Source organism: Streptomyces apricus (genome assembly GCF_008369065.1).
In the GTDB taxonomy this organism is placed as follows: Bacteria; Actinomycetota; Actinomycetes; order Streptomycetales; family Streptomycetaceae; genus Streptomyces; species Streptomyces apricus.
Window position 1 is genome coordinate 75,336 of the sequence record NZ_VDFC01000023.1, and the last position, 10,375, is coordinate 85,710.

The 10,375-nt window shown below is 73.2% G+C and carries 9 protein-coding genes; 4 read left to right on the forward strand and 5 right to left on the reverse strand.

What is annotated here, in order from left to right:
* From FGF04_RS07685 to glpK, 3 genes are all read left to right on the forward strand, one after another.
* Window positions 1–1,040 (forward strand): thiolase C-terminal domain-containing protein (locus FGF04_RS07685; RefSeq protein ID WP_149510663.1); only part of this gene is annotated, 1,040 nt, incomplete at its 5' end.
* A gap of 337 nt (window positions 1,041–1,377) precedes the next feature.
* Entirely contained in the window at window positions 1,378–2,103 is a 726-nt protein-coding gene (locus FGF04_RS07690; protein ID WP_149510489.1) for an MIP/aquaporin family protein, read from the forward strand.
* Between the two features lie 78 nt (window positions 2,104–2,181).
* Complete coding sequence (glpK, locus tag FGF04_RS07695; RefSeq protein WP_149510490.1) at window positions 2,182–3,693, forward strand: glycerol kinase GlpK; 1,512 nt, start codon at window positions 2,182–2,184, stop codon at window positions 3,691–3,693.
* A gap of 77 nt (window positions 3,694–3,770) precedes the next feature.
* Here the strand turns inward: glpK and FGF04_RS07700 are convergent, their stop codons facing one another.
* From FGF04_RS07700 to FGF04_RS07715, 4 genes are read right to left on the reverse strand one after another with little or no spacing between them, the layout of a single operon-like run.
* On the reverse strand, window positions 3,771–4,376 hold the full coding sequence (locus tag FGF04_RS07700) for a GTP-binding protein (RefSeq protein ID WP_149510491.1): 606 nt from the start codon (window positions 4,374–4,376) through the stop codon (window positions 3,771–3,773).
* A 46-nt stretch (window positions 4,377–4,422) separates the two neighbouring features.
* Entirely contained in the window at window positions 4,423–4,818 is a 396-nt protein-coding gene (locus FGF04_RS07705; protein WP_149510492.1) for a DUF742 domain-containing protein, read from the reverse strand.
* A 9-nt stretch (window positions 4,819–4,827) separates the two neighbouring features.
* Complete coding sequence (locus tag FGF04_RS07710; protein ID WP_149510493.1) at window positions 4,828–5,268, reverse strand: roadblock/LC7 domain-containing protein; 441 nt, start codon at window positions 5,266–5,268, stop codon at window positions 4,828–4,830.
* Window positions 5,265–8,105: a nitrate- and nitrite sensing domain-containing protein gene (locus tag FGF04_RS07715; RefSeq protein ID WP_149510494.1), complete on the reverse strand. Its 2,841-nt coding sequence runs from the start codon at window positions 8,103–8,105 to the stop codon at window positions 5,265–5,267. Before FGF04_RS07715 ends, FGF04_RS07710 begins: the two co-directional genes overlap by 4 nt.
* Window positions 8,106–8,522: 417 nt before the next feature.
* Here FGF04_RS07715 and FGF04_RS07720 point away from each other — a divergent pair, with 417 nt between their 5' ends.
* Complete coding sequence (locus FGF04_RS07720) at window positions 8,523–9,125, forward strand: hypothetical protein (RefSeq protein WP_149510495.1); 603 nt, start codon at window positions 8,523–8,525, stop codon at window positions 9,123–9,125.
* Between the two features lie 19 nt (window positions 9,126–9,144).
* On the opposite strand, the gene FGF04_RS07725 is transcribed toward FGF04_RS07720, so the two are convergent.
* On the reverse strand, window positions 9,145–10,359 hold the full coding sequence (locus tag FGF04_RS07725; RefSeq protein WP_149510496.1) for an NAD(P)/FAD-dependent oxidoreductase: 1,215 nt from the start codon (window positions 10,357–10,359) through the stop codon (window positions 9,145–9,147).
* Window positions 10,360–10,375: the final 16 nt, after the last annotated feature.

Consider the following 10,375-nt stretch of genomic DNA (forward strand, 5'->3'; position numbering starts at 1 on the left):
GGCAGGGGGCCCGCGCGACGAGCGTGTACGCGGCCTGTGCCTCGGGCGCGCACGCCGTGGACACGGCGCGGGCGCAGATCCTCGCGGGACTCGCGGACGTGGTGCTCGTGGTGGGCGCGGACGCAGCGCCGAAGGGGTTCTTCCGGCCCGCGGGCGGGGACCGCCCCGATGATCCGGACTGGCTGCGGTTCCGCCTCCTGGGGGCGACGAACCCGGTGTACTTCGGGCTGTACGCGCGACGGCGGATGGCGGTGCACGGGGACACGCCGGAGGATTTCGCGCGGGTCAAGGTGAAGAACGCGGCCATGGGGGCGCTGAACCCGAACGCGCGCTACCGCAAGCGGGTCACCGCCGAGGAGGTCGCCGCGTCGCCGGTGGTGGCCGATCCGCTGCGGCTGCTGGACATCTGCGCGACCTCGGACGGCGCCGCGGCGCTGGTGCTGTCCGGGATGGAGTTCGCGCGGCGGCACGGGGCGGCGGATCCGGTGCGTATCCGCGCGGTGTCCACGGTGACGCCGCGTTACCCCAGCACCGTGCTCGACCTGCCCGACATCGCGACGGACCCGGCGGCCGGGACGGGCGGGGACATCGGGACGGGCGGGGACGTCGGTACGAGTGGGACCTCCGGTACGGGCGAGGCCTCCGGCACCGGCGGTACGTTCCGTGCGTCGATCGCGCGGGCCGCGTACGAGGAGGCGGGCGTCGGCCCCGGCGACCTCTCGCTCGCCGAGGTCTACGACCTGTCCACCGCCCTGGAGCTGCAGTGGTACGAGGATCTGGGGCTGTGCGGCGAGGGCGAAGGGGCCGCGCTCCTGCGGGAGGGCGCGACGGCGCACGGCGGGCGGATCCCGGTGAACGTCAGCGGCGGGCTCTGCTCCTTCGGGGAGGCCGTTCCCGCGCAGGCCATCGCCCAGGTCTGCGAGCTGACCCGGCAGCTGCGCGGCACGGCGGGCGACCGGCAGGKCGCGGGGGCCCGGGTGGGCATCACCGCGAACCAGGGGCTGTTCGGGCACGGTTCGTCGGTGATCGCCGTCAGGTGAGGCCCCGGGGCGGCGGCCGGAAGCGGAGGCCCGGAGGCCGAAAACATGCGCCGGAACCGTTCTCGCGTGCGACCTTGACGCTCCCACAGCGCCGGTGAACACTTCCGGTGTCAGTCGGCGTCGTCGCACTCCGGCGCATTCAGGCACCGCGCCGCGCGGGCTCTCACCCGCGTCACCGCTGCGTCAACAGGACACCCCCCACGGGCGATTCGACTGCTACGGCACGCTCGTCACGGATGCCGGGCGGGGCGGCATCTCCCTGCCCTCGGCTACAGCAGTCACCGCAACGCACCGTGGCCCGGGGCGGATCGCCCCGGACCTGGGCCTAGGAGCCGCCATGAGCAACGGAGACGTCTTCGTCGGTGAGGTCATCGGCACGGCGATCCTGATCCTCTTCGGCGCCGGCGTGGTCGCCGCCGTCGTACTGAACTACTCCAAGGCGAAGGACGCGGGCTGGATCGTCATCGCCTTCGGCTGGGGCTTCGGCGTCCTGGCCGGCGCGTACACCGCCGCGCCGCTGTCCGGCGGGCACCTCAATCCGGCGGTGACCCTCGGCATCGCGATCGACACCGGGGACTGGGACCAGGTCCACCTCTACGTCGCCGGTCAGATGGTCGGCGCGTTCCTCGGGGCGGTGCTGTGCTGGCTGGTCTACTACGCGCAGTTCCAGGCCAATGCCGACGACGAGATCGCCCAGCCGACCCTCGGGATCTTCTCCACCGCGCCCGAGATCCGCAATCCGGTGGCGAACCTGATCACGGAGATCATCGCGACCGTCGGCCTGGTCCTGCCGATCCTGGCCTTCGGGCTCACCGAGGGGCTCGGCCAGTCCGGTACGGCCATCCTGATCGTCGCGTTCCTGGTGGTCGGCATCGGTCTGTCGCTCGGCGGTCCGACGGGGTACGCCATCAACCCGGCCCGCGACCTGGGCCCGCGCATCGCCCACGCCGTACTGCCGATCCCCAACAAGGGGACGTCGGACTGGAGTTACTCGTGGATCCCGGTGGCGGGGCCGCTGATCGGCGGAGCGCTGTCCGGACTCGTCTTCAATGCCGCCTTCTAGGCCTGTCGTTCACATCCCGCCTGCCGGCCGGCGACAGGGCCTGGCGCGGCCTCCGCAGATCCCGACGAAGGGGACGTCATGACGGACAAGTTCGTCGCCGCAATCGACCAGGGCACCACGTCCAGCCGCTGCATCGTCTTCAACCAGGACGGCGGGATCGTCGCCGTCGACCAGCGCGAGCACCGCCAGATCTTCCCCAAGCCGGGCTGGGTGGAGCACGACGCCACGGAGATCTGGTCGAAGGTGCAGGCCGTGGTCGCGGGCGCGCTCGCGAAGGCCGGGCTGCGCGCCGACCAGCTCAGCGCGCTGGGCATCACCAACCAGCGCGAGACGACGGTGCTGTGGGACCGCGCCACCGGCAAGCCCGTGCACAACGCGATCGTCTGGCAGGACACCCGTACCTCCGCGCTCTGCGGCGAACTGGGCGGCACGGACGGGCAGGACCGGTTCCGGGAGCAGACCGGGCTGCCGCTGGCCAGCTACTTCTCCGGACCCAAGGCGGCCTGGCTGCTCGACAACGTGCCGGGGCTGCGGGCCCGCGCCGAGCACGGCGAGATCGCGTTCGGCACGATCGACTCCTGGCTGATCTGGAACCTCACCGGCGGCACCGACGGCGGCCGGCACGTCACCGACGTCACCAACGCCGGGCGCACCATGCTGATGAACCTCGCCACGCTCCAGTGGGACGCGTCCGTCCTGTCCGCGATGGACGTCCCCGAGGCGGTCCTGCCGGAGATCAGGTCGTCGGCCGAGGTGTACGGGACCGCCGTGGGCCAGCTCGCCGGGGTCCCGGTGGCGTCCGCGCTGGGCGACCAGCAGGCGGCGGTGTTCGGGCAGGCCTGCTACGACGTGGGCACGGCCAAGAACACGTACGGGACGGGCAGCTTCCTGTTGCTCAACACCGGGAACCAGCCCGTGCCCTCGAAGAACGGGCTGCTGACGACGATGGGCTACAAGATCGGCTCGGAGGCGCCGGTCTACTGCCTGGAGGGGTCCATCGCGATCACCGGGGCGCTGGTGCAGTGGTTCCGTGACCAGCTCGGCATCATCCGCAGCGCCGAGGAGATCGAGACCCTCGCGAGGAGCGTCGACGACAACGGCGGCGCGTACATCGTGCCCGCGTTCTCGGGCCTGTTCGCGCCGTACTGGCGCTCCGACGCGCGCGGAGTGGTCACGGGCCTGACCCGGTACGTCACCAAGGGACACCTGGCGCGGGCCGTGCTGGAGGCGACGAGCTGGCAGACGCGCGAAGTGGTGGACGCGATGTTCCAGGACTCCGGGGTGCCCATCACCACCCTGAAGGTGGACGGCGGCATGACCGGCAACAACCTGCTCATGCAGCACCAGGCGGACGTGCTCGACGTGCCGGTGATCCGCCCGAAGGTCTCCGAGACGACCTGCCTGGGAGCGGCGTACGCGGCCGGACTGGCGACCGGGGTGTGGAACGACCTCGACGAGCTGAAGGCGCACTGGCAGAAGGACGTCGAGTGGACGCCGTCCATGGAGGCGTCGGTGCGCGACCGCGAGTACGGCAACTGGCGCAAGGCGGTGGAGAAGAGCTTCGGCTGGCACGAGGAGGGCGCGGGCTGAGCCGCCCGGGCCGTGCTCCACGCGCGCGCGTGGAGCACGGTTCGCCCGGCCGGCGGAGGTCGGCCCGGCCGCGGGGCTCAGCCGGTGACGGTGTGACGGCGTTCGGCCGCGTGCGCCATGGCGTGCCGGACGACCTCGATGAGGACGTCCTTGACCGAGTCCCGGGCCCGGGCGTCGCACAGCACCACGGGGACCGCGGAGTCCAGGTCCAGGGCCCGGCGGACGTCCTCGACGGGGTGCCGGGCGGCGCCGTCGAAGCAGTTGACGCCCACCACGAAGGGGATGGCGCGCCGTTCGAAGTAGTCGACGGCCGCGAAGCAGTCCTCCAGGCGGCGGGTGTCGGCGAGCACGACGGCGCCGAGGGCGCCGGTGGCGAGCTCGTCCCACAGGAACCAGAAGCGGTCCTGGCCGGGGGTGCCGAACAGGTAGAGGACGAGGTCCTCGCGCAGCGTGATCCGGCCGAAGTCCATGGCGACCGTGGTGGTGTGCTTGCCCTCCACCCCGCTGGTGTCGTCGACGGGGCGGCCCGCCTCGGTCAGCAGTTCCTCGGTGCGCAGCGGCTTGATCTCGCTCACGGCGCCGACCAGGGTGGTCTTGCCCGCGCCGAAGCCGCCCGCGACGAGGATCTTGAGGGTGACGGGCTCGACCGGGGGCCCGCCGCGTTCAGTGCGCCCGAAGATCATCGGTCTCTTCTCTCGCTTCTCGACATCTGCTTCGCGGGCATGCGGTTCACAGGGCCCGCAGACCGCTGATCACGTCGCGCAGGATGCTCTCGTCCGGCAGCTCCGCCGGGGGCACCGGTCTCCTCACGTGGACCAGTTCGTCCTCGACCAGGTCGCCGACGAGGACGCGCACGACCCCGACGGGCAGGTCCAGTTCGGCGGCCAGTTCGGCGACCGACTGGGGTGCCTGGCGGCAGAGTTCGACGATGTCCACGTGCTCCGGGGACAGCGCCTGGTCCGCCTCCCGGTCCTCGGCGTACCGCTCCGCCACCACCAGCGCGATGAGGTCGAGGCGGTGCTGTCCCGGGCTGCTGGTGCGACCGCGCGTCATGGCATACGGACGGACCACCGGTCCGGCCTCGTCGTCGAACCAGTGGGGCGTCCCCTGACCGTCTGCGCTCATGGCGTCCCACTACCCGCCGGCGGACAGATCGGTGCGCGGGGCGGCGGTGAGGTGCGCGCCGACCCTCTTCACCAGCAGGGTCATCTCGTACGCGACCTGCCCCACGTCGGAGTCGGCGTCCGAGAGGACGGCGAGGCAGCTGCCGTCGCCGGCGGCCGTGACGAAGAGGAACGCCTCGTCCAGCTCGACGATCGTCTGGCGGACGCCGCCCGCCTTGAAGTGGCTCCCGACGCCCTTGGCGAGGCTGTGGAACCCGGAGGCGACGGCGGCCAGGTGCTCGCTGTCCTCCCTCGTCAGCTCGCTGGAGACGCCCGTGGGGAGGCCGTCCCCGGAGAGCACGAGTGCCTTGCGGATGCTGGCCACGCGGGCCACCAGGTCGTCGAGCAGCCAGTTGAGCTCCCCCGTGGCCGTGGTGGTCGTGGTGTGGCCGGCGGCCTTCGGTCCGGTCATCGACCGTCTCCCTCGCTCGTTCCTGGTGCTGTGCCGTCGCGGGGCGCGTCGCCCGCGGCGTTCTCCTCGCGGCCGCGCTGCCAGCCGCGCTGGAGCGAGGCCATGCGGCTGCGTACTTCGTCCGCGTCGCGCTCCGCGGGGTCCGGCGCCCCGGCCCCGCGGCCCGTGCCGTGCCGGTCGTCCGGCGTCTCCATGAGCTGCGGGGCCAGATTGGCCTGCCGTACGCGGCGGGGCAGCGCGCCGCCGCCGGGACCGGCAGCGGGACCGGCGGGCCGGGCGTCGCCGCCTGCCTGGGCGCCGGGGCGCGAAGTGTCCGGGCCGGGACGCGTACCGGCCGGGTCGATCGCGCGGCGCGACCTGCGCTGGGGCAGGGCGGGGACTTCGCCGTCCGGGCCTTCCGGTCCCCGTGCGCCCGCTGCGTCCTGCTCGCCGCCCCGGCCGTCGGCCGCGCCCCGGCGCACGGCGAGCGGGTCGCCCGCGGTGCGCGGCGCCGGGCCCCGCCTGGTGCTCCTGGAGCGCTGCGGCAGCTCTTCGAGGGCGCCGGAGCGCTCGGCGGCTTCCTGGGACGCCTGGGACGGCTGGGGCGGTTTCGCCGCCCCGCCGACGGGACGCCCGTGGGAGCTGACGAGTTTGGGGGCCCGGCGGCCCGGCAGCGCGCCGTCCTGCTGCTCGCCGTCGCCGGTGACGGAGCGGCGCGGGCGGAAGACGCCGCCGTGTTCGCCGTCCTCGTCGAGGGCGCCGGGGAAGTCCCCGAGGGCGTCCAGCTCGACGGGCGCCTCCAGCTCGACCGGTCCGTCGAGGATCGAGGTGGACAGGCCGGACAGGGGGACGGGCACCTGGGACAGCGCGCTCCTGCGGCCCTCGTCGGCCGGGTGCTTCGCGTTGCGGGCGCCCTTGGCGGGGGGCGTGCGGTCGAGCCGGAACCCGGTCCCGTTGGTGTCGGGCACGTCGTCCGAGAGCAGCGCGTCCGGCACGAAGACCACCGCGGTCGTCCCGCCGTACGGGGACGGCTGGAGCGAGACGCGTACGTTCTGCCGCTGGGCGAGGCGGCTGACCACGAAGAGGCCGAGCCGGTCGGTGTCGGAGAGCTCGAACTCGGGGGTCTCGGCGAGGCGGAGGTTGGCGTCGAGCAGTGCCTCGGCGGTCATGCCGAGTCCGCGGTCGTGGATCTCCAGGGTGAACCCGTTGGCGACGCGCTCGCCGAGGACCTGCACGGCCGTGTGCGGCGGGGAGAACACCGTGGCGTTCTCCAGGAGTTCGGCCACCAGGTGGGTGAGGTCGGCGACGGCGGAACCGGTGACGGCCATCCGCGGCAGCCGTCTGACCTCGATGCGCTCGTAGTCCTCGACCTCGGCGACCGCGGCGCGTACGACGTCCATCAGCTGGACGGGTTTGCGCCACTGCCGGGAGGGGGCCGCTCCGGAGAGGATGACCAGGCCCTCGGCGTGGCGGCGCATCCGGGTCGTCAGGTGGTCCAGGCGGAAGAGGTCGGCGAGTTCGTCGGTGTCCTCGGTCCTGCGCTCCATCGTGTCGAGCAGGGTGAGCTGCTTGTGCAGCAGGACCTGGCTGCGGCGGGCGAGGTTCACGAAGACCTCGGAGACGCCGCTGCGCAGTTCGGACTGCTTGACCGCGGCCTCGACGGCCGACCGCTGGAGGCTGTTGAGGGCCTGGCTGACCTCGCCGATCTCGTTCTTCTCGTACTCCAGGCGCGGCACCTCGGTCTCGACGTCGACCTGCTCGCCGGCGGAGAGGCGGCGCATCACGCTGGGCAGCCGCACCCCGGCGGTCTCGTTGGCCTCCTGGCGCAGCCGGTGCAGGTCGCGGATGAGGCCGCGGCCGATGCGTACGGACATGAAGAGCGAGAACAGGACCGCGGCCAGGCCGAGGATGCCGGCGATGGCGGCCTTGACGATGACGCCGACGGCGACGGGGCTGACACGGTCCTGGAAGCGGTCGCCCGCCTGGGTGTCGAGCTTGTCGAGGCCGTCGAGGACGCTGTCCGCCAGGCCGTCCCAGCTCTTGGCGCTGACGCCGCGGGGGGTGCCCGGCGCGGAGGCGAGCACGGACTGCTCGGCCACGCGCAGGGGCGCCGTGCCGGCGTTCTTCCAGTAGCGGTCGTAGCGCACGCGCTCGGCGGAGGGCAGCTGCGGCAGGTTGGTCTCGTACATGATCGAGCGCTGGGCGACCAGGTCGGAGACGTCGCGGGCCTCGTCGCGGGTGACCCGGCCCACGACGAGCGCGGAGCCGAGCAGCGCGTCCTCGCGGGCGAGCAGTTCACGGGCGCGCGAGATGTTGACGAGGGCGCGGCCCTGTTTGTCCACGTCCACGTTGTCCAGGACCTGGAGGTTGGCCAGCAGGATGTAACAGGGGTCCACGAGGCGGTTGTAGAGGTCGAGGGCCTGGGCGCGGGTGACGGTGTTGTCCTCCACGCTCTGGCGCAGCGAGCCGATCCCGTCGAAGGCGTCCAGGATCGCGGTGAGGCGCTCGGTGGAGTCGGAGCCCAGTTCGTCCCGTACGTCGCCGTCCCTGGCGTTGCGGCGGATCTTCGACACGATCTCGTCGGTGGCGGCGCGGGTGCGGCGCAGGTCGGCGAGGGCGTCGGAGGCGCGGGGGTCGGCGAGGTAGACGAGGGTCTGGCGGCGCTCGTGCTGCAGGACGCTGATGACGTCCTCGGTGGGGTAGCCGATCTCCTGGACGATGAACGTCGTGTCGAACAGCCGGTTCACCTCGCGCCCCGTGAGGACGGTGGCGAAGCCCCAGATCCCGGTCAGGGACACGAGCGGCACGAGAAGCAGCGCCACGATCTTCCGGCGGATGGACTTCCCGCGAAAGCGCATGGCCTCCCCCAGCTCGGCCCCCGTCGGCGGGGGCACACATGTGCGTCAACAAACGGCGCGAGCCTACTACCGACACACAGGTATCTCGAAGGCCTGTTTGGGGCGGCGGGCCGTGCGGCGGGGCGGGACGTCCGCAGTTGTCCGCCCATTGCGGGAGATTGCCTCCCCGAATCCGACACGGGACAATGAGGACGATCCAGTCCGTACGGCAGCCGGATTGGCCGGAAATTTTCGGTCACCGGGAATCTTCGGCTTACGCCGATCGTCTGTCTGTACAGAAGATGGAGGCGGAGTCGGCCACAGGTGCCGTTACCGCCCCGGGCGGCGTAACAGAGCGCAAGCCGGGCAGCCGAGGGGAAGCCGGAGTCTCACGACACCGGGGTGAGCTGTTGTCAGGCGGTGGGGAGTGACGGGTTGATGGGCACGGCGGAGCGGTACGCAGCGGCAGGGGCGGGCGTCGCGACGCTCGCGGAGGCGGAACGGCCCTCACGGGCCACGGGCCATGACATTCCGGCCGACCTTGCGGCGACGGACGTCGCGGCCGGTCGCATGCGCGCCCCGGAGCCCGGGGAGCGCGTGGCCGAGGAGCTCACGGCTCCGGGGGCCGAGGAGGCCGAGGAGCGGGCGTACTACCGGCCGTTGTGGGTCGAGGAGCCGGCGAGCAAGAGGCGGCTGCCCGATCCCGTGCGCAACTCCGCGGTGCGGGCCGTCCTCATCATCGCGGTCACCCTGATGCAGGCGACGATCGCCTTCTTCTGCACGATGGCCGGTTCCTGGCTCGCGTTCCCCATGGTGCTGAGCAGCGTGGCGAGCACGGTGGTGGCCACCTGGGGCGCGCTGGACGTCTGGGTGACCCGCCAGGTGTGGAACCAGCGCAACGGCGTGGTGTCGGAGCCGAGCAGCACGGCGCGGGCGCTGCGGCGCGAGCGGCGCCGGGCCAGGCGGCAGGAGCGGACGGCGGAGCGGGCCAGGGTCCGGATACAGCGGCGGCGCGGCGCGGGGCAGTTGTCCCACTCGTAGGGCCGCCCGAAGACGCCTTCTAGGGGGTCGCCACCTCCATCGCCCCTGCCGGGCGGCCGAGTTGGCGCCGGATCCGCAGGAAGGGACGCGGGCGGTCCACGGAGAGGACCGCGGTGGTGCGGCCCTCGCGCTCGTACACCGCGAGGAAACCGTCCTGACCTGGCGCACCGTCCTCGACCGTGCCCTCCGCGATGCGCACGGTGTCGGTGGGCAGGCGCCGTCCGGCGAACTGGACGCGCGCGCCGTACTGGTCGGACCAGAAGTAGGGCAGCGTGCGTACGGTCTGCGCGGTGCGCCCGGCCAGCAGGTTGTGCACGGCGACGCGGGGCTGTTCGGTGGCGCTGGTCCAGTGTTCCGCGCGGCTGCCGCCGACGCGCGCCACGTCGCCGACCGCGACCACCTGGGGCAGCGCCGTCACGCAGCCGTCGTCGCACGGCACCCCGTCGCGCAGGGTCGCGTGGCCCGGCGCCCCGTCGTGCGGTGCGAGCGCCGAGCCCGCCAGCCAGCCGGTGTTGGGGACGGCGCCGATGCCGACGACCACGACGTCGGCGGGCAGGAGGCGGCCGTCGGTGAGCTCCACCCCGGTGACCGCGCCGGTGCCGTGCAGTGCGGCCGTGCCTGTACCGGTGATCAGCCGGACGCCGCGGCGCCGGTGCAGCGCGGCGCACAGGGCCGCCATCCGCGGGCCGAACTGGGGCACCAGCGGGAGCGGGGCCGCCTCGACGACGGTGACCTCGTGGCCGAGCGCGGCGCACGAGGACGCGGTCTCGGCACCGATGAAGCCCGCGCCGATGACGACGACGCGCCGGGGCCCGGCGGTGAGGTCGGCGCGCAGGGCGCGGGCGTCGTCGAGGGTGCGCAGGGTGTGGACGCCGGCGCGTTCGCGGCCCGGGAGCCGGCGGGCCGAGGCTCCCGKGGCGATGACGACGCCGTCGCAGGGGACGGTGCGGCCGTCGGCCAGCAGGACGGAGCGGCCGCGGGCGTCGAGTCCGCGGGCGCGGACGCCCAGCAGCCAGGTCGCGTCGAGTGCGCCGATCTCCTCGGCGTCGCCGAGGGCGAGCCGGTCCTCGTCCGTCCGGCCGGTGAGGAAGTCCTTGGACAGGGGCGGGCGGTCGTACGGGAGGTGCGGTTCGTCCCCGACGACCACCAGCCGCCCGTCGAACCCCTGGGCACGCAGCTCGCGGGCCGCGTACAGCCCGGACAGCGAGGCGCCGACGACGGCGACGGTCCTCATGCGCAGCGCCCTCCCC

Coding starts and splice junctions, on each gene's coding strand:
- glpK (WP_149510490.1), top strand. CDS start 2,182: ATGACGGACAAGTTCGTCGCCGCAATCGACCAGGGCACCACGTCCAGC.
- FGF04_RS07715 (WP_149510494.1), bottom strand. CDS start 8,105: ATGCGCTTTCGCGGGAAGTCCATCCGCCGGAAGATCGTGGCGCTGCTT.
- FGF04_RS07720 (WP_149510495.1), top strand. CDS start 8,523: ATGGGCACGGCGGAGCGGTACGCAGCGGCAGGGGCGGGCGTCGCGACG.
- FGF04_RS07700 (WP_149510491.1), bottom strand. CDS start 4,376: ATGATCTTCGGGCGCACTGAACGCGGCGGGCCCCCGGTCGAGCCCGTC.
- FGF04_RS07710 (WP_149510493.1), bottom strand. CDS start 5,268: ATGACCGGACCGAAGGCCGCCGGCCACACCACGACCACCACGGCCACG.
- FGF04_RS07705 (WP_149510492.1), bottom strand. CDS start 4,818: ATGAGCGCAGACGGTCAGGGGACGCCCCACTGGTTCGACGACGAGGCC.
- FGF04_RS07690 (WP_149510489.1), top strand. CDS start 1,378: ATGAGCAACGGAGACGTCTTCGTCGGTGAGGTCATCGGCACGGCGATC.